Annotated in this window: 19 protein-coding genes; 16 read left to right on the plus strand and 3 right to left on the minus strand. The window is 61.7% G+C overall.

Features of this window, described 5'->3' with window-relative positions:
• Window positions 1–361 precede the first annotated feature (361 nt).
• From IG627_RS19925 to rimI, 9 genes are all read left to right on the plus strand, one after another.
• The gene (locus IG627_RS19925; protein WP_193194949.1) at window positions 362–1183 is read left to right on the plus strand and encodes a hypothetical protein; all 822 of its coding nucleotides are present in this window, start codon (window positions 362–364) and stop codon (window positions 1181–1183) included.
• Window positions 1184–1341: 158 nt separating this feature from the next.
• Window positions 1342–2244 (plus strand): ABC transporter substrate-binding protein, encoded by a 903-nt coding sequence (locus tag IG627_RS19930; protein ID WP_226865480.1) that lies wholly within the window; start codon window positions 1342–1344, stop codon window positions 2242–2244.
• On the plus strand, window positions 2241–3776 hold the full coding sequence (locus tag IG627_RS19935; protein ID WP_193194953.1) for an ABC transporter permease: 1536 nt from the start codon (window positions 2241–2243) through the stop codon (window positions 3774–3776). The genes IG627_RS19930 and IG627_RS19935 overlap by 4 nt, the downstream gene beginning before the upstream one ends.
• A complete protein-coding gene (locus IG627_RS19940) occupies window positions 3776–4789 on the plus strand; it encodes an ABC transporter ATP-binding protein (RefSeq protein WP_193194955.1) in 1014 nt (337 codons plus the stop codon). The genes IG627_RS19935 and IG627_RS19940 overlap by 1 nt, the downstream gene beginning before the upstream one ends.
• A 257-nt stretch (window positions 4790–5046) precedes the next feature.
• The gene (locus IG627_RS19945) at window positions 5047–5526 is read left to right on the plus strand and encodes a glutathione peroxidase (RefSeq protein WP_193194957.1); all 480 of its coding nucleotides are present in this window, start codon (window positions 5047–5049) and stop codon (window positions 5524–5526) included.
• A complete protein-coding gene (locus IG627_RS19950; protein WP_193194959.1) occupies window positions 5526–5996 on the plus strand; it encodes a MarR family winged helix-turn-helix transcriptional regulator in 471 nt (156 codons plus the stop codon). Before IG627_RS19945 ends, IG627_RS19950 begins: the two co-directional genes overlap by 1 nt.
• Window positions 5997–6365: 369 nt before the next feature.
• Window positions 6366–7901 carry a 2-isopropylmalate synthase gene (locus IG627_RS19955; protein WP_193194961.1) on the plus strand — a complete coding sequence of 512 codons (1536 nt, stop codon included), beginning with the start codon at window positions 6366–6368 and terminating at the stop codon, window positions 7899–7901.
• A complete protein-coding gene (locus IG627_RS19960; protein ID WP_193194963.1) occupies window positions 7901–8731 on the plus strand; it encodes a uracil-DNA glycosylase family protein in 831 nt (276 codons plus the stop codon). The genes IG627_RS19955 and IG627_RS19960 overlap by 1 nt, the downstream gene beginning before the upstream one ends.
• Window positions 8728–9201 carry a ribosomal protein S18-alanine N-acetyltransferase gene (gene rimI / locus IG627_RS19965; protein WP_193194965.1) on the plus strand — a complete coding sequence of 158 codons (474 nt, stop codon included), beginning with the start codon at window positions 8728–8730 and terminating at the stop codon, window positions 9199–9201. Before IG627_RS19960 ends, rimI begins: the two co-directional genes overlap by 4 nt.
• Before the next feature lie 259 nt (window positions 9202–9460).
• On the opposite strand, the gene IG627_RS19970 is transcribed toward rimI, so the two are convergent.
• The gene (locus tag IG627_RS19970) at window positions 9461–10012 is read right to left on the minus strand and encodes a response regulator transcription factor (RefSeq protein ID WP_193194967.1); all 552 of its coding nucleotides are present in this window, start codon (window positions 10010–10012) and stop codon (window positions 9461–9463) included.
• Window positions 10009–11286, minus strand: coding sequence for an ATP-binding protein (locus tag IG627_RS19975; RefSeq protein ID WP_193194969.1), 1278 nt, complete (start codon window positions 11284–11286; stop codon window positions 10009–10011). Before IG627_RS19975 ends, IG627_RS19970 begins: the two co-directional genes overlap by 4 nt.
• Window positions 11287–11365: 79 nt before the next feature.
• On the opposite strand from IG627_RS19975, the gene IG627_RS19980 reads away from it, so the two are divergent.
• Together IG627_RS19980 and IG627_RS19985 are read left to right on the plus strand one after the other, a co-directional pair.
• Window positions 11366–12703, plus strand: coding sequence for an MATE family efflux transporter (locus IG627_RS19980; protein WP_319024621.1), 1338 nt, complete (start codon window positions 11366–11368; stop codon window positions 12701–12703).
• A gap of 14 nt (window positions 12704–12717) precedes the next feature.
• Window positions 12718–13716 carry an alpha/beta fold hydrolase gene (locus IG627_RS19985; protein WP_193194973.1) on the plus strand — a complete coding sequence of 333 codons (999 nt, stop codon included), beginning with the start codon at window positions 12718–12720 and terminating at the stop codon, window positions 13714–13716.
• 269 nt (window positions 13717–13985) lie between these two features.
• On the opposite strand, the gene IG627_RS19990 is transcribed toward IG627_RS19985, so the two are convergent.
• On the minus strand, window positions 13986–15767 hold the full coding sequence (locus IG627_RS19990) for an aminopeptidase P family protein (protein ID WP_193194975.1): 1782 nt from the start codon (window positions 15765–15767) through the stop codon (window positions 13986–13988).
• A 284-nt stretch (window positions 15768–16051) separates the two neighbouring features.
• Here IG627_RS19990 and IG627_RS19995 point away from each other — a divergent pair, with 284 nt between their 5' ends.
• From IG627_RS19995 to IG627_RS20015, 5 genes are all read left to right on the plus strand, one after another.
• Entirely contained in the window at window positions 16052–17635 is a 1584-nt protein-coding gene (locus IG627_RS19995; protein WP_193194977.1) for a peptide chain release factor 3, read from the plus strand.
• Between the two features lie 89 nt (window positions 17636–17724).
• A complete protein-coding gene (locus IG627_RS20000; protein WP_319024622.1) occupies window positions 17725–18354 on the plus strand; it encodes a lysophospholipid acyltransferase family protein in 630 nt (209 codons plus the stop codon).
• A gap of 13 nt (window positions 18355–18367) precedes the next feature.
• Complete coding sequence (locus IG627_RS20005) at window positions 18368–19135, plus strand: TSUP family transporter (protein ID WP_193194979.1); 768 nt, start codon at window positions 18368–18370, stop codon at window positions 19133–19135.
• Window position 19136: 1 nt separating this feature from the next.
• On the plus strand, window positions 19137–19487 hold the full coding sequence (locus IG627_RS20010) for a hypothetical protein (RefSeq protein ID WP_193194981.1): 351 nt from the start codon (window positions 19137–19139) through the stop codon (window positions 19485–19487).
• Between the two features lie 29 nt (window positions 19488–19516).
• Window positions 19517–20923 carry a M20/M25/M40 family metallo-hydrolase gene (locus tag IG627_RS20015; RefSeq protein ID WP_193194983.1) on the plus strand — a complete coding sequence of 469 codons (1407 nt, stop codon included), beginning with the start codon at window positions 19517–19519 and terminating at the stop codon, window positions 20921–20923.
• The last annotated feature ends 439 nt before the right edge of the window (window positions 20924–21362 follow it).

Genomic DNA, 21362 nt, shown 5'->3' on the forward strand with positions numbered 1-21362 from the left:
TATACACAAGTCTATCCATGTATTCTGTTAGTAACAGCGGTGTCATCTCGGAAGCGGATGTAGAAAAGTTCAGTGGTGTTTTTTTACGCGTCTTGGGCACGCTGGCAGAATATCGGGGCTCGGCCGGTATATCCCATAGTTATACACAGCACTGTCCATAAATTCTGTTAGTAACCAGCTGGTCATTGAGGCTCCCGAAGCAAGCTCAGGTGGGGATAGCAGTGAAAGGATCTGAGAGGGAAGCCCTTACCAGAAGGAGGGGGCTGCTGGATAGCTGGCCTGCCTAGGATGCTAGCGGCGCTTTACCTGTTTTTTGATAATGAGTATCATTCGACATCGCGAAAGGAACGGGGAAATATCTATGAAGTCTTTATTGGAAGTTGGAAAGTATTGCGGGTTTGGGCCTGTAGTGGCGCTGTTTGCGCTCCTGACAGCCGCAACCCAGGTTTCGGCCAACGGTGCCATCGGTGATCATGTAAACGATCTGCAGGCGCACCTCGGCCAGTATACGGAAGAGGTGGACTGGCTGGAGGCCAAGTTCGGTGGTGTTGTCGACACCTATGAGAAACAGGGACAGAAGGCAGCTAAATCTGATGCGTTGTTGGAATTCTGGGAGGAAGTGGACTTCCACTCTGCCATCGAAACCAACCATGTGCCCACCTACGCATCAATCTGGCAGGGTATTTTCGGGGTCAAGCAGGCTATCGACTCCGGTGCGTCCCTAGCCAAGGTGCGAGAAGAGCAAAAGAAACTGAATCAGGCTTTGTGGCAGGGATTGGGAGCGGTTAAGCTTGCGGCCCAGTTCCAGCAGAAGGGTTTGCTGGCCAAGATCCAGACGACCGAAGTGGAACCGACCACCGCCCCGGAAACGCTGGAAGACATCAAGCACCGACTGGATCGGGTTGTGGCTAAATTTGCCGAGAGGCTGCCGGAAGCGGCGACGACAATTGTTCACGACACTTACCTGCATCGCTTTGAAGGTGTCGAAGGGGCGCTGATCGAGCAGGATGCAGCCCTGGTGGAAGATCTGGAGAAGGATTTCAACGTGACTCTGCCGCAGGCGCTGAAGGGTCAATCCAGCGTAGATGAAGTACGCCAGGTGGTTGAATCCATGCAGGCAAAGCTCGATAAAGCCAAGAACCTTCTGGTGGAAGCTGACAAAAAGCGTAAGAAAGTTTTCTAAGGTCTCAATAGGGGCAAGTAGTGCAGCGCAGAGCCTTTTTACATAGCCTGGCGGCAGCTGGCGCAATTGGGTTGATTCCATTTGGTCGAAGCCTGGCCGCTGGTTCCTCGCCTGCCAATGCCTTATCGGTAGATCAATTGCCGCCGTTGGAAGGCGATATGACGCTCTACCTTGGGCGCGGTGAGGGAGGACTCTACGAAAATGTCCTCGAAGCCATCCGCAAGCGCAATCCAAAACTGAACCTGCAGATAAGGCGTGGCGTCACTGCAGCCCTGGCGAATACCATAGTGGCGGAAGCCAGGGCCGGAGTGCGCAGAGCGGATGTCTTCTGGGCGGTGGACTCCGGAGCCATCGGTCTGGTGGCAGAGGCGGGGCTCGCGCGTCCACTGCCGGCAGATCTGACCGGGCAACTCAAAAGTGGTTTTCAGTACCCCCAGTGGGCGCCGGTGACAGGGCGCATCCGCACCCTTCCATACAATACCGAGCGCGTCAGTCCCGAGCAGATTCCCGACAGCGTTATGGCGCTAGCGGACAGCAAGCTGTCTATCGGCTGGGCGCCGGCCTATGCCTCTTTCCAATCCTTCGTGACCGGCATGCGTCTGCTGGAGGGAGACAAGGTCACCGCCGACTGGCTGCGCGGTGTCAACGCGCGGGCCAAGAGCTATGCCGGCGAGCTCGGCGTGGTTATGGGGGTTGAGCGGGGTGAAGTCGATCTCGGCTTTGCCAACCACTACTACACCCTGAGACTGAAGTCCGGCAAGCCCGACGCCAAAGTGGATCTCGCGTTCACCAAAAACGATGCCGGCTGCCTGGTGAATGCATCGGGGATTCTCGCGTTGAGCGAGGGTGATTTACCGATCAATTTCATCCGCTATCTGCTCACGCAGGAAGTGCAGTCGTACCTGGCTTCAGAGGCCTACGAAATACCGCTGGTCAATAGCGTCGCCCCCCCTGCAGGCCTGCCGCCGCTGAGTAGGATTTCACCGCCGAAGGTGGATCTGACCCAGCTGGCGGACCTTCGCCCGACACTTAAATTGATGCGCAATATCGGCGTGCTATGACCCACTGGCCGCTACCCCGCTGGCCCGGATCTTACCCGCTGGCACTGATCATTGCCCTGCTGGCACTGGTGCCGGTTGGGGTGTTGATGGGGCTCGCCTCGGACGAGGCGCAACTATTTGATGCGCACAACCTCAGGGTTCTAAGCAACACGCTGCTGTTGATGGCATTTACGGTACTCGGGTCAATTCTGATCGGGGTGCCGCTGGCGCTGCTGACCGCATACGTGCAGCTGCCCTACCGCAAGCTGTGGCTGATCACACTGGCCGCGCCACTGGCCATTCCCAGTTATATTGGCGCCTTCACGCTGTACGCGGCTTTTGGTTGCGGGGGAGAGATCGAAAACCTGCTCGGCTTTCCCGCGCCCGCCCTGGATGGACTGGTGGGCGCGACTGTGGTGATGACTCTCTATTCCTACCCCTTTGTGATGCTCACTACCCGCGCATCACTACTCAGCCTGGATGTCAGTCTGGTGAATGCCGCGCGCACACTGGGCATGCCTCTGGCCGCCTGTCTCTGGCGGGTGGTATTGCCCCGCGTTGCCACGGGTATTGCCGCCGGTGGATTGCTGGTGGCCCTGTATACGTTATCGGATTTTGGTACCCCGGCCATTATGCGCCTGGATACTTTTACCAGAGTTATTTTCGTGGAGTACAACGCTTTTGGCCTCAGTCAGGCGGCCATGCTGTCGCTGCAGTTAATGGTCATTGTGGGGTTTGTACTTTTTCTGGAATCGCGAGTGCGCGGTAGTCGGGAGAGGCCGGGCGGACACCTGACGCTGTGGCCGGGCCCGGGACAGAAGTTGTTCATTGCCGCGGCGGTGGCTCCGGTGACCGGGCTGGCCATAGTGCTGCCTCTGCTGGTTTTCGGTATCTGGTTGCTTCGCGAGGGCACCGGCGGATTCGAGTTCAACTATGCGTGGAATTCCGTCCACGCCTCTTTGCTGGCTGCAGTATTTGCCGTACTGCTGGCGATACCCGTGGCCCATGCGGCAATAGCAGGTCGCGCCGGGCGCCTAATGGAGCGGGTCACCTATTTCGGTTTCGGGGTGCCCGGCATTGTCATGGGCACGGCGCTGGTTTATCTGGGCCTGCAGTTGCCGTTTTTGTATCAGACGCTTGCGCTGCTGGTCTTTGCTTATGTACTGCGTTTCCTGCCGCTGGCCGTCGGTTCGATACGCGCCACCGCCGAGGGATTGGATCCCAGTCTTGTGAAAGCCGCGCGTCTACTGGGCGCCGGCCCGCGGGAAGCGTTCCTGCGTGTGACCATGCCGCTGACCCTGCGCGGCATGGTGGCCGGCGCGGCGCTGGTGTTCCTGGAGGCCATGCGGGAATTGCCGGCGACCCTGATGTTGGGCCCCACCGGGTTTGAAACCCTGGCCACCTACTTGTGGCGGGTGTACGAAGCGGGGTATTTTGGCCGCGCCGCCATTCCCGGTTTGCTGCTGGTGCTGATGTCCGCACTTGGGCTCGCCCTGATGTTGTCCGGCGAGCGCCGGGCCGAATTCGACGTTACAGAGAATCACCGCTCCTGATGCTGAAGGTTAGCAATCTGTCTGTAAGCTACGGTTCTGCCTCCGTAGTGAAAAACCTCAATCTCTCCCTCGCGGCAGACGAAGTTCTGATGCTGGTGGGGCCGACTGGCTGCGGTAAAACCACCATTCTGCAGGCGCTCGCGGGGCTGGTCCCGATTTCCGAAGGCCAGATTGAACTGGACAACTGGATTTCAACATCCGGCAGGGCGGTGCCGCCGGAAAAGCGCAATGTGGGTATGGTTTTTCAGGACTTTGCGCTGTTCCCACATCTGACCGTTGAGCAGAATGTCTGTTTCCACCTGAGCAACACCAAGCTGGCCGACCACTGGCTGCAGTTGTTGGGGCTGGACGCATTTCGTCGCGCCAAGCCGGGACGCCTCTCCGGCGGACAGAAACAGCGGGTTGCCCTGGCTCGGACTCTCGCCCATGAGCCGGCATTCGTGCTGCTGGACGAGCCATTGTCGAATCTGGATGCCGCGCTGAAGGACAGCCTGCGCTGGGATATTCGCGAAGCGCTGAAATCGGCAGGGATTCCGGCCATTTGGGTTACCCATGATCAGGAAGAGGCGCTGTCCGTGGGCGATCGCGTCGGCATTTTGAACGGCGGTGTGCTGGAACAGCTGGATACCCCTGAAAAATGTTTCTCGGAGCCGACCAGCCGCTTTGTGGCCGGCTTCCTCGGCGAGGCGAGTTTCCTTCCCGGGGATCTGCACCAGGATCAGGTTGCGACGGTACTCGGGCCCGCACCGGGAATCCCCATCAATGGTGCCGCCGGTGGAGTGGACCTGCTCCTGCGGCCGGACGACCTGTCGCTGATGCCGTCGACTGAGGGCAACGGCGTGATTGACTGGGTGCGCTACGAAGGCTGTTCGCGCCTCTACGCCGTGCGCATCGCGGGGGGCACGCAGCTGAGGGTGCGTACCAGTCACGAACTTCAGGTCAGGCGCGGTGATCGGGTGCAGATGGCAATTACCACCACGCATCCCCTGGCGGCTTTTCCGCGGGAAGCCTAGGGTCTGTTCACTGTCGAAGAAGTGCACCGCCGTTTTTTTGTTCGCCTAGCCCATAGCTCCGCAACAGCGGGGTCGTCCCGGCCTATCCCAAACTTATTCACAACTCTGTCCATCTAATCTGTTAGTAACCATCTGGTCACCATGAGGTGGGGGTATTGAAGGTTGCAGATAGTGACGTCCAGTTCTTGCATTATTGGTTGCGCACAATTAAATTGATCAAGATATAAAATGAAACCGGTTTGATAGGGGAGACCCAAGTGACCAATCTCTTTTCCATTGCACTGAAAACACAGGACGGACGTGAGACCACCCTGGAGGAGTATCGCGGCAAGGTCCTGCTCGCGGTCAACACAGCCAGCAAGTGCGGCTTTACCCCGCAGTACCAGGGGCTGCAGGCCCTGTATGAAAAATACTGGGACCGGGGCCTGGTAGTACTGGGCTTCCCCTGCAACCAGTTCGGCAAGCAGGAGCCGGGCAGCGACGACGAGATACAGCAGTTCTGCGAGCTGAACTTCGGTGTCAGCTTCCCGCTCTACGCCAAATTGGACGTCAATGGTCCCGACGCCCACCCGCTGTTCGTGGAGCTCAAGAAGCAGGCGCCTGGCATCCTCGGCACCGAGGGGGTCAAGTGGAATTTCACCAAGTTCCTGGTCAACCGCGACGGCAAGGTTGTTAAGCGCTTCGCGCCCAAGGACAAGCCGGAAGCCCTGGAAGCGGAAATCGAGCAATTGCTCTGATGGCAGTTTGCGACGATGACGGCGATTCGCTGGCGCTCAACCGCCAACTCTGCTTTGCGCTCTACGCCGCCTCCCGCGCCATGACCAGAGCTTACGGGCCCATGCTGCAGGACCTGGGCATTACCTATCCCCAGTACCTGGTGCTGATGGTCTTGTGGGAGTGGGACCAGCTGAGCGGTGACGCGGATGCCAGCGTCGGTGCCCTGGGGCAGCGCCTGATGCTGGATTCGGGCACACTGACACCGCTACTCAAGCGTATGGAGCAGCGCGGCCTGGTGCTCCGCCGCCGCGCGCTCCAGGACGAGCGCGTGACCCTGGTGGCCATCACCGATGCCGGCCGCGCACTCAAGCCGCGTGCACGGGACTGGGTGACCCGGCAGCTCGAGGCCTCAACAATATCTCGCGCAGAAGTGGAGCGGCTGCACGGCCAGTTGTGGCAGTTTCTGCACAAGCTGGGCACCGTCGGCTGATGTTGCGTCTTCTCTGTCTCTGCTATCGGAAGTAGTTCCATACAGAATTGATCCCGATAGGGATGGTCATCCTAATTGTTTGTGCTTTTGACACGCTCATTAGGATGTCTGTTGACCATCTCGGCGCAAGCTGGGCATAATGCACTGACTTTATTCCCGGATTCCCAGCGCCGAAAACGCCATGCACACTGAACACTTCAATACCTGGCACCTCTACCGCGCACTAGCTTTCTCGCTACGACTGCCGCGCTGCGGCATATAATTTTATTCCGTCACCCTCCCGCAGAATTCCACACTGTATTTTTTGGTCGCATAGACAGCGGCACGGCCGCTGTTTAGCCTCGGGCCAAAGAAGGAGAAGAGCCCAAAATGAGCACTAAAAAAGATAACTTAGTCATTTTCGATACCACTCTCCGCGACGGCGAGCAGAGCCCCGGCGCCTCGATGACAAAGGATGAGAAGATCCGCATAGCGCAGATGCTGGAGCGCATGCGCGTGGACGTGATCGAGGCCGGTTTCGCCATCGCCAGTCCCGGGGATTTCGAGGCGGTGCAGGCCGTCGCCGAGACAGTGAAGGAATCCCGCGTGTGCAGCCTGGCGCGCGCCGTGGGTCCGGACATCATCCGCGCCGGTGAGGCGCTGAAGAATGCCAACGCCTCGCGCATCCACACCTTTATCGCCACCTCGCCGATCCATATGAAGTACAAGCTGCAGATGGAGCCGGAGGACGTGCTGCGTCAGGCGGTGGAGGCGGTCAAGACGGCGCGCCAGTTTACCGACGATGTGGAGTTCTCCCTCGAGGACGGCAGCCGCTCGGAGCCGGAATTCATGTACCGCATCATCGAGGCGGTGATCGCGGCCGGCGCCGGCACGATCAATATTCCGGACACCGTCGGCTACGGCGAGCCGGGCGAGTACGGTGCCATGTTCCGGCGCGTGATCGAGAATGTGCCCAACTCTGATAAGGCCATCTTCTCCACCCACTGCCACAACGATCTGGGCCTGGCGGTCGCCAACTCCCTGTCCGCGGTAATGAACGGTGTGCGTCAGGTGGAGTGCACCATCAACGGCCTCGGCGAGCGGGCCGGCAACGCCTCCCTCGAGGAGATCGTCATGGCCGTGCGTACTCGCCAGGATCTCTACCCGGTGGAGACCCGTATTGACGCCACCCACATAGTGCCCACCTCGCGCATGGTGTCCTCCATCACCGGTTTCCCGGTGCAGCCGAACAAGGCCATCGTCGGCGCCAACGCCTTTGCGCACGAATCCGGTATTCACCAGGATGGTGTGCTCAAGCACCGTGAGACCTACGAGATCATGCGCGCCCAGGATGTGGGCTGGGGGCACAACCGCCTGGTGCTGGGCAAGCACTCCGGCCGCGCCGCAGTGAGGGCGCGCTACGAGGAGCTGGGAATCCACTTCGAGGACGCCGGTGAGTTCCAGATGATCTTCGAGCGCTTCAAGGAGCTGGCGGACAAGAAGCACGAGATCTTCGACGAGGACCTGCAGTCGCTGGTCGCCGGCACTGAGGCTCCTGTGGAACACTTCCAGCTGGAAGACCTGGAGGTGCTGAGCAAGAGCGGCAGCCTGCCGCAGGCGCACCTGCGCCTGCTGATCGAAGGCGAATCCCACCGCGCCGAGGCCTACGGCAGCGGCCCGGTGGACGCCACTTTCAAGGCCATCGAATCCATCGTGAACAGCAAGGCAGACCTGAAGCTCTACTCGGTCAACGCCGTCACCCAGGGCACTGACTCCCAGGGATCCGTGACAGTGCGCCTGGAGCGCGATGGTCGCCTGGTCAACGGCGTCGGCGCCGATACCGATATCCTGGTGGCGTCCGCACAGGCCTACCTGGATGCGTTAAACTTGCTCGCCACCAGTGAGAGCAAGAGAAAAGGCGTTTGATGAACGAACTGCAGCGAGCGGAGTATCTTTCAGCCCTGGGCGTGGCCAGCTATATGCCGCGCTTCGTGCTGCCGCTCGCGCCGCAACCGCGCCAGGCGCAGCTGCCGCCGGCGGAAACGGAAGCACCCGCGGCGGAGACGCCGCTGCAGCGGGTTCAGGCGGCGGTGCAGAATCCTCTGCCGCAGTCCGCGGCGCAGATTGTCGTCGCCGAACCGGAGACCGCCGCGCCGGCGCCCGTAGAGGCGCAGGTGCTGCGGGATATCGGCCAGTTGGCCGAGCAGACCAGGGTGACACCCGCCGCCCAGGCGGCACCTGTTACCCAGGTTGCGCCGCCGCAGCAGCAGGTGCAGCCGTTCGTACTCAGCTGCTGGTGGCTGGGCGGTGAACTGCTGGCGGTGGACAGCCGCGAGCCGGGGCTGGCCCTGCCGGTGGAGACGCTGTTCAACAATATCGCCCGCGCCCTGAATTGGCACCAGCTGCCGCGCGAGCAGGATCGTCTGCGCTGGCCACTGGCGGAAAACCGCTTCGGCCCCGCGGCCGATGCCTCCGAGGCGCGCGACACCTGCGCCAGCTGGCTGGAGGCCGCCAGCGCGCGTCGCCCGGTCAAGTCCATCTGGCTGATGGGGCCGCAGGCGCAGGACTTCTGTTCGCCCCCTTCACTAAAACAGCCCCTCGAAAAACCGGTCAGCGAGTGGAATGGCATTCGTGTGATCGCCATGCCCAGTCTCACGCAGCTATTGCAGCAACCGGAGCGCAAGCGGGACCTGTGGCAGTTGCTGCGGGAGACCTATCCTGAGCAGACTGTTCCTGAAAAGAACGGGACCCAATGAGCCTCTCCGCGCTGGGTATTCCCGGTGCCCACCTGATTGCCGCCAGTGAATCCGACTGCGCCGCCCTGGCGCTGCTGGCACGCCGCGCCCACGCACACCCCTGGAGCGAACAGCAGTATCGGGACAGCATCGCAGCTGGCCACCATTGCTGGCTGCTGTCAGCGGGAGAGAAAGCCATTGCCGGCTGCGTGATTTCGACGTTGTTCGATGAGGCGGAAGTCCTCGACGTGGCCGTGGATCCCGACTGGCGGAGGCGGGGCATTGCCGAATCGCTGCTGGGCGAAGTGTTTGCGCAATTGCCGGCAGATATCGGCAGAGTGCTGCTGGAGGCGCGCGCCTCCAATCGCGCTGCCCTTTCGCTCTATCGCAAACTGGGTTTTTGCGAAGATGGCCTGCGCAGGAATTATTACCCGGCAGAAGGCGGTGCGCGCGAGGATGCGGTGCTGATGAGCCTCCTGCGTCCCCAATAACTCACTCAGAGTCGGGATTCCGCCGCTTGTGCGATCCTCTCGCGCTGCTGCCACTTGTCAAACTGCCACGCCAGCATCGTCATTCCCGCCAGTGGCAGCAGTATGGCGACCCCGATCAGCTTCAATCTGAGTCCCGCCGGCAGGTCACCCCGAGTTTCTCGCTGCGAAGAGACTCGCCGCCGGCGTTTAAACCACATCAGGCAGCCGCCCACCGCCAGTACAATTTGGCAATAGGTTGGCCGCTCCTGCTATTTTCAGATCACTGCCCTTTCGGACGCTTCTGCAGCTTTCGTTGCAGCGTGCGCCTGTGCATTCCCAGTGCGCGCGCGGTGGCAGAAATATTGCCACCGTTTTCCGCCAGCACCCGCTGAATATGCTCCCACGCCAGGCGCCCGACCGACGGCGGTTGTGCGGAAACCTGCGGCAATTCGGTGTTCAACTTTTCCCCTGCCAGTGCCTGCGCCAGCTGTTCGCCGCCGGCCGGCTTGCACAGATAGTCGTCGGCACCCAGTTTGATCGCCGCCACCGCCGTTGAAATACTCGAGTAACCGGTAAGCAGTATGATGCGCGCTGTCGGATTGGCGCTACGCACTGGCTCTATCAGTTGCAGTCCGCTGCCGCTGTCGATTTTCAGGTCCAGTAGGGCACAGTCGAAACTCTGGTTTTCGACCAGCGCCAGTGCCTCATCGACGGTGGCCGCGCCGTGGGTATTGAAATTGCGCCGGCCCAGCGCGCGACAGAGTACATCGCGGGCACTCTGGTCGTCGTCGACGATCAAAAGCTCCCGTTGCTGATGACTCGCCGGACTCATGCTGTCGACTCCACCTGGCCAGATGCCAGCTCGCTGGCTGCGCTGTGATGGTCGTGCAGGGGAATACGGACTCTCGCGATGGTGCCACGCGCCTCGGGCGCTCGCGATTCCAGTGCGAGACTGCCACCCAGTTGCGACAGGGTCGCCTCGGACAGAATCAGGCCTATGCCAAAGCCGCGTTTCGCCGGTGCACTGTCGCCGCAATCCAGGCCCGGACCACTGTCGGTAATCTGTACCAGGAGTTGATCGGCCGAGCAGTCTGCAATGACTTCTACCGGTTGTGTACTGGCGTCGGCGGCGTTATTCAGCAAATTGATCAGGGCTTGCTCCAGGGTGTGCGGCAGCTTCGCCCGCGTGTCCGATGTGCCGCGCAGGTGCAGGGAAGAGCGCGCCTCCGGGCGCAGCAGTTGCCAGCGCTCCAGGCAGCGCTGGAGAAATTGCGATACGGGCTCTTCGTCGCTGCAAAGTTCCGGATCCCGGGCGCGGCTTTTCAATTGTTCCAGTGCCTGCTTGCACAGGTCGACCTGTCGCTGCAGCAGTGCCAGGTCCGCGTCCCGCCCGGCGGAGTCGTCGTCGCGGGCCTGCAGTTCCTCCACCAGCAGCCCCATGGTCTGCAGCGGCGTTGCCAGTTCGTGGGCCGTGCCCGCGGCCAGGGTGGCGATGGAAAGTATCTGTTCGCGCCGAGTCTGTTCCTGACGCAGGCGGTGCAGATGGTTGTCGCGTTCGCGCAGGGCCTTGGCCATGCTGTTGACGAAACCGGCGATCAGCAGGGCGGAAAAGGTGAAGGTGGCCCACATACCCAACAGGTGCTGGTAGAAGTCGCGGCTGCCGGACATATGGCCGCCGTGGACACTCGCTTCGGCGCCAGTGCCGGGAAATATCAGCATCAGTCCGGTATAAATAGCGATACTCAATCCCGCCATCAGCCAGCTGTAGCGGCCGGGCAGGGTGGCCGCGGCGATCGTCAGAGGCACCAGCAGGTAGGTGACAAAGGGGTTGGCTGCGCCTCCACTCACCGCCAGCAGGGGCGGCAGCCAGACCCAATCCATGAGAAGATGGCCGAAGAACTCCCACTGATCGAGCGGGCGCTGGCTGCGGCTGCGCCAGCCGCTGACCAGGGTGGTGCACAGGCCAAGTAGTACGAACAGCAGCGCCGCGGCGGAGACGGCATCGGTCAGCAGCAGGCCCGTGGCGAGAAATCCGCACAGGGCTATGGCTCTCAGTGCCGTCAGGCGACGCAGGTTGGTGATGGCGGTCTTGTCCAGTGGGCTCATTCTTTTAGTTATTTGATGTTCTATCGGTAGAGAATTAATGGCATTAGCGACGAATACCCCACGACTCACGGAAGGACCTGTGGATGCACACCTGCGCCGACTGGCGCTGCCCATGGTGTGGGGCATTCTGGCCACCATGTCCTTCAATGTGGTGGACACCTATTTTGTCGCGCAACTGGGCAGTGCGCCACTGGCGGCGATGAGTTTTACCTTTCCGGTGGTGATGGTGATCAACAGCTTCGCCATCGGCCTGGGCGCTGGCACCTCGTCTGCGGTGGCGCGGGCCTATGGCGCCGGTGATCTCGAGCGGGTGCGCCGGCTGGTGACCGATGCGTCGCTGCTGGCGCTGCTGGTGGCCCTGGCGATCAGTGCTGTCGGCCTCGCCACGGTTGAGCCGCTGTTCAAACTGCTCGGTGCACCCGCGGAGATGCTGCCGCTGATCGCCGACTATATGGTGCCCTGGTATCTGGGTGCGGTGTTTGCGGTGGTGCCGATGGTGGCCCTGTCGTCTCTGCGCGCCATCGGCAACAGCGCCCTGACCGGGCGCATTATGGTGGCGGTGGCTTTCTTCAACCTGATCCTGGATCCGCTGCTGATATTCGGCCTGCTGGGCTTCCCGCGTCTGGAATTGCAGGGCGCAGCCCTGTCCACGGTCATCGCCCGCGGACTCAGTTTTTTCGCCGCGCTCTATTTCCTGGTGCGCAAGGAGCAGCTGATGGCGCCACCGCGCCTGTCGACGCTGCTCGATTCCTGGCGCACGGTGTTGGCGGTGGGGCTGCCGGCGGTGGCGACCAATGTGATTATTCCCATGGCCGGCGGCGTGGTGGTGGCGCTGGTGGCGGTGCACGGCGCCAATGCGGTGGCCGGTCTGGGGGTGGCCATGCGCATAGAGCCGATGGCACTGATCGTCTTTTACGCCCTGTCCTCGGTGGTGGGGCCCTTTATGGGGCAGAACTCCGGTGCCGGCAAAACGGAGCGTATGCGCGAGACGGTCAGTGTGCTGGCGCGCTTCTGTATCGGTTTCGGCGCGGCGCTGGCACTGCTGCTCTACCTGGTGGGCGAGCCGCTGGTGGGACTGTTCAGCGATTCCCCCGAGGTGCTGGCGGTGGCCGTGGCCTACCTGACCCTGGTGCCCTTCAGCTATGCCGGTTACGGCTTCGTGATGTCCGCCAATGCGGCCTTCAATGGCCTGGGGCGGCCGCTGCCGGCGACGATGATTTCCTTCCTGCGCGTGCTCGGCATCTACCTGCCGCTGGCCTGGCTGGGCAATCAGCTGTGGGGCATTACCGGCCTGTTCGCGGCCACCGCGGCGGCCAACCTGCTGCTCGGCGCCCTCGCCTGGTGGTGGCTGCGGCGCGATATTGTCAGCCGCGCCGCCAGTGATGACGCCGCGGTAAAATTGCCAGCCCAGTCATAAGGGGAGCACGCCAGATGCGCCGACTGATTACCCTTGTCTCCGCCGTCCTGCTCGCGCTGGCGTCGCTCTGCGCCGCTGCCGCGGAGGGCAATCCGTTCGATCGCCACCCGATTCATTTTGCCGAAATCGACGGCGTCTCCATCGCCTACCAGGATATGGGGCCGCGGGATGGCGAGCCGGTGTTGTTGGTGATGGGTCTGGGCGCACAGATGCTGCACTGGGGCGACACCCTGGTGCAGGGGCTGACCGACAGCGGTTACCGAGTGGTGCTGCTGGACAATCGCGACGCCGGCCTGTCGCAGAAATTCTACGACCTGTCCGCGCCGCCGGTGTGGTGGATGATGGTGAAGCAGAAGATCGGCCTCGCCGGCGAGCCGCCCTACACGCTGAACGACATGGCCGCGGATGCGGTGGGTCTGCTGGATCACTTGCAGATAGAGCGCGCCAATATTATCGGCGCTTCCATGGGCGGCATGATCGTGCAGCTGCTGGCGGCCGAGTATCCGCAGCGGGTAATCAGCCTGACCTCGATCATGTCCAGTTCCGGTGCGCCCGGCCTGCCGGAGGCGCAGCCACAAGCGATAGAGGCGCTGGCGATGGCCGCCAGGGGCGCCGAGACACGCGAGCAGCGCATCCAGAACGGCGTGCATATCGCCCGCGCCATCGGCTCGCCCATTTACTTCGACGAGGCGAATGCGCACGACCTGGTGGCGCGGGTCGCCAACCGCGGAAGCTTCGGCCCCGGCATGTTGCGCCAGCTGCAGGCGATCATGGCCAATGGCGACCGCTCGCCACTGCTGGCAACAATCACCGTACCCGCGCTGGTGGTACACGGCGAGGCCGACCCGCTGCTGCCCATCGCTCACGGCCGCGATACTGCGCAAAAAATTCCCGCGGCGCGCTTTGTCGCGATTCCGGGCATGGCGCACACGCTGGAGCCGAAGGTGAGTGAGCTGGTGCTGGCGGAGTTGGTGCCGTTTCTGCGGGCGCAACACCCGCTGGCAGTGGAATAATTTTATCTCGTCATTCCGGCGCAGGCCGGTATCCAGTTTCGGGGGGCTGGATTGCGGCCCGCGCCGGAAAGGCGAAAGAAAATTGTAGGAGCGCCGTAGGCCGGGGTTCCCGATTCCGCTGCGCTCCCTCCAGGCTACAAGCTGTAGAGTAATTTTAACTCGTCATACCGGCGAAGGCCGGTATCCATGGTTGTGGCACAGTGCCGTCGGCATATCCCAAGGCTGGGCCCCGGATCGAGTCCGGGGCGACGATGATCGAATTTCCGCAATCAGCCGATAGGCTGTGTGGCTTCCTGCAGCCAAACCTGAGTCTTTTCATTCACCAACGGCATCAGCGTCTCCCGCACCCGCTGGTGATAATTGTTCAGCCATTCCCGCTCGCGATCGGTGAGCAGATCCGCATCGATCAACTCTCTATCGATCGGCGTCAGCGTCAGCTCCTCGAACTCGAAGAAGCCGTGGTGCTCCGCACACTCCTTGACGAAGATCAGGTTCTCGATGCGAATGCCGTACTGCCCGGTCAGGTAAAAGCCCGGCTCGTTGGACAGGATCATGCCCGGCTGCAGCGCCACGCCGGAGGCGGCCTTGCCGATACGCTGCGGTCCCTCGTGCACGCTGAGGAAGCTGCCGACACCGTGGCCGGTGCCGTGGGCGTAATCCAGGCCCACATCCCACAGTGACTTGCGCGCGAAGGCGTCTATCTGCTCGCCGCAGGTGCCTTTGGGAAAGCGCAGTGTGGCGATGGCGATATGGCCCTTGAGCACGCGGGTGAAGTGCTCCCTCGCCAGCGGCGGGAATTCCCCCAGCGCCACGGTGCGGGTCACGTCGGTGGTGCCGTCCGGGTACTGGCCGCCGGAATCGATCAGGTAGATGCCCTCCGGCTTCAGCGCCAGGCTGGATTCGCGGTCGACGCGGTAGTGCACGATTGCGCCGTTGGGTCCGTAGCCGGAGATGGAGTCGAAGCTGTCGTCGCTGAAGCCCTCGCGCGCTTCGCGCCTGGCCCTGAGCAGCTGCACCGCCTCCAGTTCGCCGAAGCTGTTATCGGCAGTGCCTGCGGCGACTGCCTCCGGCAACTCGGCCAGGAATTCGCTCAGCGCGGCGCCGTCGCGCTCGTGGGCGGCGCGGGCGCCGTCCAGTTCCACCGCATTTTTGCATGCCTTGGCCTGGGTGATGGGGTCGCGCTCCTGCAGCAGTTCTATATCCAGCGCGCGCAGCTGCTGCAGTGTCCAGCAGTTGGTGATCTGCGGATCCACCCAGACCTTCGCCACATGGTGGCGTTTGGCGGCGGCGAACAGCTCGCTCTTGTCGGAGACAAGAGTGACCTCGCTGTTCAGGTGCTCGATCAGTGCCTCGCCGACCGCCTCTTTGGACAGGTAGAGGGTCGCGGTGCCGTCGCGATAGAGCAGGGCACTGGCCAGGGCGACCGGTAGGTGCGGCACGTCGCTGCCGCGGATATTGAACAGCCAGGCGCAGACCTCGGGGTTGGGCAGCCACAGGGCGTCGGCGCGCTTGTCCGCCAGCAGTTCGGCGATACGTTTGCGCTTTTCCGCCGAATGCTCGCCGGTAAAGGTGTGGGGGTGGGGCCGCGCCGCGCCGCAGGGGGGCGTGGGCCTGTCGCTCCAGACGGCGTCGACCGGGTTCTGCTCCAGCGGGCGCAGGGCGATATCCCGCTCGCCGAGGCGTTTCTTCAGCAGTGCCAGGCTCGGTTCCGTGTGCAGGCGCGGATCGTAGCCGAGGGCCTGGCCCTCCTTCAGCTGGCTGCACAGCCAGTCGGCGATATTGCCCATGCCCAGATTTTCCTGGTCAATGGGCTGGTCGCCCAGCTCCTGCTGCGCCTGCAGGGTATAGCGACCGTCCACGAACAGCGCCGCGTGCTCGGTAGCCACCGCGGCCATACCGGCGGAGCCGGTAAAGTCGGTGAGCCAGGCCAGGCGCTCGTCGGAGGCGGGCACATACTCGTTCTGGTACTCGTCCCCCCGCGGCACCAGGAAGGCCTGCACCCCCTGTCGCGCCAGTTCCTCCCGCAGTGCCCGCAATCTCTCCCGACTCATGGTTCACCTCTCGAATTATTTCGTATGAATTGGCATCGTGGCGGTCCTGCTACCGGTGGCTGCTTGCGGGACACGCTGTGAATACATCCCTGTACGCTCGGCGTCGGCATCCATGCCTCCGACGGTCCCGCAAGCAGCCCCCGGCATCAGGACCTTCGCATCTGGCTAAATCGCACTATTCAGCACGAAAAAGCGCAGTCTACCAGCCCCCGTGGAGCACCGCCGACGTGTATAATGCGCGCCTTGTTTTTCCGCTGACCAGCCGAGTTATCGAATCTTAGATTATGGGCCAGAGTTCTACCCAGGCGGGCTATACCGGCCGCCGCACCTTCGCCATCATTTCCCACCCGGACGCCGGTAAAACCACGGTGACCGAGAAGCTGCTGTTGTTCGGGAATGCGATACAGCTGGCCGGTTCGGTCAAGGGCAAGAAGGGCCCGCACGCGCGCTCCGACTGGATGACCATGGAGCAGGAGCGGGGTATCTCCGTGACCTCGTCGGTGATGCAGTTTCCCTACAAGGGCCGCACGGTGAACCTGCTGGACACGCCCGGCCACGAGGACTTCTCCGAGGACACCTACCGGGTATTGACCGCGGTGGATTCCGCGCTGATGGTGATCGACGGCGCCAAGGGCGTCGAGGACCGCACCATCAAGCTGATGAACGTCTGCCGCCTGCGCACCACGCCGATCCTGTCGTTTATCAACAAGCTGGACCGGGATATCCGCGATCCGATCGAGGTAATGGACGAGATCGAGGAGGTGCTGGATATCCAGGCGGCGCCGATCAACTGGCCGCTGGGTTCCGGCAAGGGCTTCAAGGGCGTCTACAACCTCTACACGGACACCATCCACGTATTCCAGCAGGGCCAGGGCCACACCATCCCCGAGGACGTACAGATCAAGGGGCTGGATTCTGAAGAGGCAACGGCGCTGCTGGGTGAGTACGCCGAGGATATCCGCGAGGAGATAGAGCTGGTGCGCGGCGCCACCCACGAGTTCGATCTGGAAGCCTACAAGGCCGGCAAGCTGACACCGGTCTTCTTCGGCACCGCGCTCGGCAACTTCGGCGTGCGCGAGATGCTGGACGGCTTCGTCGAGTGGGCGCCGGGCCCGCAGTCCCGCGCGACCAACGAGCGCGAAGTGCAGCCGAGCGAGGACAAGTTCTCCGGCTTCGTATTCAAGATCCAGGCGAACATGGATCCCAAGCACCGCGACCGCATCGCCTTTATGCGTGTCTGCTCCGGCACCTACAGTCGCGGCATGAAGATGAAACATGTGCGTATCGGCAAGGATGTGAAGATCGCCGATGCCGTGACCTTTATGGCCGGCGACCGCACCCACGTGGAGGAGGCCATCGCCGGCGATATCATCGGCCTGCACAACCACGGCACCATCCAGATTGGCGACACCTTTACCGAAGGCGAGCAGCTCAAGTTCACTGGCATCCCCAACTTCGCCCCGGAACTCTTCCGCCGCATCCGCCTGAAGGACCCGCTGAAACTGAAGCAGCTGCAGAAGGGGCTGCAGCAGCTGTCGGAAGAGGGCTCCACCCAGGTGTTCTTCCCGCTGGACAGCAACGACATTGTCGTCGGCGCCGTGGGGGTGCTGCAGTTCGAGGTGGTGGCCTATCGCCTGAAGGACGAGTACAAGGTGGAAGCCATTTACGAGAATGTGAATGTGAACACCGCGCGCTGGGTCGACAGTGAAAATGCCAAGGAACTGGAAAACTTCAAGCGCAAGGCCAGCACCAACCTGGCCCTGGACGGCAGCGGCCACCTGACCTACCTGGCACCGACCCGGGTCAACCTGCAGCTGGCGGAAGAGCGCTACCCGGATATCCGCTTCTACGCCACGCGCGAGCACTAATATTCCCCTCTCCCGCTTGCGGGAGAGGGGTTAGTGGAGAGGGCCCGGGCCGCAGGCCCACAAGAGCGAAACTCGAGAGAAAGAACAACGTGAGCATTCCAAAAAACCTGCCCGAAGAGATGCCGCGCATCGGCAACTGGTTTACCAAGTGCATTGGCCTGCTGATCGTCAAAATGCTCGGCTGGCGCCTCGAGGGCGAGTTTCCGCCGGAAAAGAAGGTGATGGTGGCGCTGGCCCCGCACACCTCCAACTGGGACTTCGTCGTCGCCATGCCGTTCATCATGGCGTTGAAGGTCAAGATTTCCTGGATGATGAAGAAGGAGGCCTTCTTCTTTCCGTTCAAGCAGCTTTTTATGGCCCTCGGCGGCATCCCCACCGACCGCGCCGCGCCGGGTGGCATGGCCAAACAGGTGGCCAGTCAGTTCCGCGAAAACGAGAAAATGTGGGTGGGCATTACCCCGGAGGGCACGCGCAAGAAGGTGACCAAGTGGAAAAACGGCTTTCTGCGCATCGCCTATGCTGCCGGCGTGCCGATTCTGATCATCGCCTGGGATTTCCCCAACAAGCGTATCCGCGTCGATTCCCTCTACCGTCCCACCGGCGACCTCGAAGTGGATATGCGCGAGATACAGCGACGCTTCAGCAAATACCAGGGCCGCAATCCGGAAAAACAGACCGACTTTGTTGAAGAGCAAGTCGAGGACAAACCAGAGAAATAGTGAACCAGAAAAAGTGGAGCAGTTTACCGGCGACCTCTCCCTTGTTACCTGCCTGATACTGATCGCGGTGGCTTTCGCCGCGGGATTTATCAGCGCCATTGCCGGTGGCGGCGGTATTATTACCCTGCCGGCACTGCTTTGGGCCGGCGTGCCGCCGCTGGATGCGCTCGGCACCAACAAATTCCAGAGCGTGTTCGGCACATTGTCCTCGGCGATCAACTTCTTCCAGAAGGGGCACCTGGATTTACGCCCCCTGTGGCCCGGGCTACTGGCCGCGATAGTCGGTTCCGCCCTCGGCACCTGGAGCGTGACCCGGCTGGGCGGCGAGCAGCTGCAGACCCTGCTGCCGATTCTGCTGATCGCCATCGCCCTCTACTTTATGTTCTCCCCGCGTATCTCCGATATCGATGCCAGGCCGCGCATGTCCAACGGCCTGTTCAACCTGCTGGTCGGCGGTGGTATCGGTTTCTACGGCGGCTTCTTCGGCCCCGGCATGGGCTCCATCTACGCGCTGGCCTTCGCCGCGCTGCTTGGTTACAACATGCGCAAGGCCACCGCGCACACCAAGCCGCTGGTGCTGGCCACCAACGCCACCTCGATGTTTATCTTTATGGCCGGCGGCCACCTGTTATTGTGGCTGGCGATCGGCATGTCCGCGGCGCAGTTTGTCGGCGCGCGGCTCGGTTCCAACCTGGTGATCTCCCGCGGCGCCAGGCTGATCAAGCCGGTCATCATCCTCGCCACCATCGCCGTGGCGATCAAACTGCTGCTGGAGCCGTAAATTGACAATACTGATCACCCTGCTGCTTTCCTTTTGCATCTTCGCCCTGATAATCTGGGCCCTGATGCATATGCGCACACCGCGCTATCGCGTTGATCGACAAGACTTCCTCAAAGTGCTGGAAGACGTGATTGTCGGCCAGGCAGACGACAGCGAGTGGCGGGTGCTTACCGGCTACCCGATGCGCCACGATCCGCCGCTGGAAAAGCTGCGCCTCGAGTGCCTGGAAATCGAAGAGGCCGAATACACCGGTGGTTCGCCCTACCTGTTTACTGAAGCCGGTATCGAGCGCCTGCGCGGGGTGCGCCGCCGACTGCTGGCGGCGAATAGCGAAAATGACAACGACAAATAATCCAACGAGATTTAATCGAGGATGAATCCATGTTCAGACCACTACTGAATTTGACCGGGGGATTGATTGCGGCACTGGCCGTGACCGCGGCCCAGGCCAAGCCACTGTCCCAGGAAGATATCTCCGTCGCGGAAGTGCTGCGCGACCGCGCGCTGGAGTCCTCCGATGCCTATAGCATTGTCGAGTCCCTGACCGTGGAAGTGGGACCGCGCCGCGCCGGCACCGAGGGTGACCGCCGCGCGGTGGCCTGGGCGCAGCAGAAAATGAAAGATTTCGGCTTCGACCGCGTCTATACAGAACAGATCGATGTGCCGCGCTGGCACCGCGGCCACGTGCACGCCGAAGTGGTCGCACCCTTCCCGCAGCCGCTCGTCGCCACCTCCCTCGGCTACGGCGCCGCTACCCCCGAGGGTGGTCTGACGGCGGAGATCGTCGAGTTCGCCGATGTGGACGCGCTGATGAAAGCGCCGGCGCGCAAAGTCAAAGGCAAGATTGTCTTTATCAACAAGCGTATGGAGCGCGCGCGCACCGGTGAAGGGTACGGCCCAGCGGTGGGCGGCCGCAGCAAAGGCATGCGCGTCGCCGCGGAAAAAGGCGCGGCCGCGTTGATGATCCGCTCCGTGGGCACCGACTCCGATCGCTTCGCTCACACCGGCATGATGTCCATCGACGGCGTCGAGAACCCGGTGCCGGCACTGGCGCTGTCCGCCCCCGACGCCAACCTGCTGGAGGCCATGTTGGAGCGCGGCAAGCCGGTAGAGGTAAAACTGGACGTGCACAACCAGCGCCTCGCCGACGGCCCCTCCTTCAACGTGATCGGCGAAATCACCGGCCGCGAAGAACCGCAGGAAGTGATGATTATCGGCGCCCACCTGGATTCCTGGGACGAGGGCACAGGCGCGCTGGACGACGGCGCCGGTGTAGCCATCGTCATGGAAACCGCGCGCCTGATCGCCGAACTGCCCCAGCGCCCGCGTCGCACCCTGCGCGTAGTTTTATTTGGAGCCGAGGAAATCGGCCTGGTAGGCGCCAAGCAGTATGTCGATGCGCACCAAAACGAGCTGGACAACATCATCGCCGTATCCGAATCCGATTTTGGTGCCGGCAAAGTCTGGCGCTTCGACACCCGTCTGCCGGAGAACAAGTTCGATATCGCCGACCAGATGATGCAGCTGCTGGCTCCGCTCGGCATAGAGCGCGGCAATAACAAATCCCACGGCGGTCCCGACAGCAGTGTCTTCGTCGCCCGGGGCGTGCCCGCTTTCGGCCTCTACCAGGACGGCAGCGACTACTTCGACTACCACCACACACCCAACGATACCCTGGACAAGGTGGACCCGGACAACCTGAAGCAGAATGTCGCCGCCTGGGTGGTGATGTCTTTCCTGACCGTGGAGATGGAGGGGGACCTGGGCAGGGTGCCGACTGAGCACTAGAGGCTTCTGAGTCTCTGGCCGGCAGTGTGCGGCCAAGCTATCCAATCGAAACCCCGTTATTTGTGCGGGGTTTTTTGTGTGTGGCATCAGGGTCAACCGAGATCAGAAGCCAGTGGCTCTTGAACACGGAAAATGCTTCCTAAGTTATTGATTTTTAAGGGCGGGGAAAGTGTTCAAGAGCCTGTGGCGAAACCCAGATAAGTGAGCCTTGGGCATTATATCCTGGCCAAAGAATCTCGTCTTTGTTTGTAACTGGTTGATTTAAGAGAAGATTTTATTGGCCGGTAGCGGGCTGCTTTTGAGATATAAGGCGTAGATGATATAAAGCCACTAGCTTTTGAATAAACTGTTAGCTTTAGTCGGAAATAACCAATCAATAAGGAAGTTAAATGGTACGTTTTGAGAATTTATGGGAAAACTACCCAGATGATGATCCATG

The organism is Microbulbifer taiwanensis (assembly GCF_014904815.1).
Classification (GTDB): Bacteria; Pseudomonadota; Gammaproteobacteria; order Pseudomonadales; family Cellvibrionaceae; genus Microbulbifer; species Microbulbifer taiwanensis.

Excerpts from the sequence above, each read along its gene's own strand:
- IG627_RS19970 (WP_193194967.1), bottom strand. The coding sequence starts at position 10,012 with ATGAGTCCGGCGAGTCATCAGCAACGGGAGCTTTTGATCGTCGACGAC.
- IG627_RS19990 (WP_193194975.1), bottom strand. The coding sequence starts at position 15,767 with ATGAGTCGGGAGAGATTGCGGGCACTGCGGGAGGAACTGGCGCGACAG.
- IG627_RS19930 (WP_226865480.1), top strand. The coding sequence starts at position 1,342 with ATGACGCTCTACCTTGGGCGCGGTGAGGGAGGACTCTACGAAAATGTC.
- IG627_RS19950 (WP_193194959.1), top strand. The coding sequence starts at position 5,526 with ATGGCAGTTTGCGACGATGACGGCGATTCGCTGGCGCTCAACCGCCAA.
- IG627_RS19995 (WP_193194977.1), top strand. The coding sequence starts at position 16,052 with ATGGGCCAGAGTTCTACCCAGGCGGGCTATACCGGCCGCCGCACCTTC.
- rimI (WP_193194965.1), top strand. The coding sequence starts at position 8,728 with ATGAGCCTCTCCGCGCTGGGTATTCCCGGTGCCCACCTGATTGCCGCC.
- IG627_RS19955 (WP_193194961.1), top strand. The coding sequence starts at position 6,366 with ATGAGCACTAAAAAAGATAACTTAGTCATTTTCGATACCACTCTCCGC.
- IG627_RS19985 (WP_193194973.1), top strand. The coding sequence starts at position 12,718 with ATGCGCCGACTGATTACCCTTGTCTCCGCCGTCCTGCTCGCGCTGGCG.
- IG627_RS19975 (WP_193194969.1), bottom strand. The coding sequence starts at position 11,286 with ATGAGCCCACTGGACAAGACCGCCATCACCAACCTGCGTCGCCTGACG.
- IG627_RS20015 (WP_193194983.1), top strand. The coding sequence starts at position 19,517 with ATGTTCAGACCACTACTGAATTTGACCGGGGGATTGATTGCGGCACTG.
- IG627_RS19925 (WP_193194949.1), top strand. The coding sequence starts at position 362 with ATGAAGTCTTTATTGGAAGTTGGAAAGTATTGCGGGTTTGGGCCTGTA.
- IG627_RS19935 (WP_193194953.1), top strand. The coding sequence starts at position 2,241 with ATGACCCACTGGCCGCTACCCCGCTGGCCCGGATCTTACCCGCTGGCA.
- IG627_RS19960 (WP_193194963.1), top strand. The coding sequence starts at position 7,901 with ATGAACGAACTGCAGCGAGCGGAGTATCTTTCAGCCCTGGGCGTGGCC.
- IG627_RS19940 (WP_193194955.1), top strand. The coding sequence starts at position 3,776 with ATGCTGAAGGTTAGCAATCTGTCTGTAAGCTACGGTTCTGCCTCCGTA.